Source organism: Thalassospira sp. UBA1131 (assembly GCF_002311515.1).
Lineage (GTDB): Bacteria > Pseudomonadota > Alphaproteobacteria > Rhodospirillales > Thalassospiraceae > Thalassospira.
This window is the reverse complement of the sequence record NZ_DCAO01000015.1, coordinates 11,692-12,188: the sequence shown is the minus strand read 5'-3', so window position 1 is coordinate 12,188 and position 497 is coordinate 11,692. Positions and strand designations below refer to the sequence as shown.

General features: G+C 54.9%; 2 pseudogenes. Both read right to left on the bottom strand.

What is annotated here, in order from left to right:
* A pseudogene (locus tag B3Z49_RS01955) lies at positions 1-197 on the bottom strand (sigma-54-dependent Fis family transcriptional regulator); the annotation flags it as partial.
* 87 nt (positions 198-284) lie between these two features.
* Positions 285-497, bottom strand: a pseudogene (locus B3Z49_RS01950) (flagellar motor protein MotA); the annotation flags it as partial.

The window sequence follows — 497 nt, the reverse complement described above, 5'->3', positions numbered from 1 at the left end:
GCAACCATGCCTTCAATCAGGGCGGCGACATCAAGGGTGATATCAGCCATAACCAGATCAATCCGGTTGCCCGCCCGCAGGATGTTAAGCGCAGTCGTGACACTTTCGGCCAACTGGACCGAAGCGCCGCGCGCCATTGCGATCTTGCTGGCTGCGCCTATCTGTCCGCCCAGTCCACCAACGATCAGTACCTGCATCGTATCATCTCTTTCCGATCAGTTTCGGGGACCCGGCGCATCAAAAAAAGCGTTGATGCGCCAGAACCACCATATTCACATTCACGATCAATCGAAGTAGCTGACGCGTTTTGACGGCGGCAGGATCGAGTTGATCAGCATTTCCAGACGACGGGGGTTTTCCTGTCGACCGATGGAAACAGCACCAACCATGTAGACCGAATTCAAAAGTTCCTCGTCGCTGGAGTTGCGTTCAAGCTTCCCGGCAAGCGGCATGAACACCATGTTGGCCAGAACCGCGCCATAGAAGGTCGTCAAAAG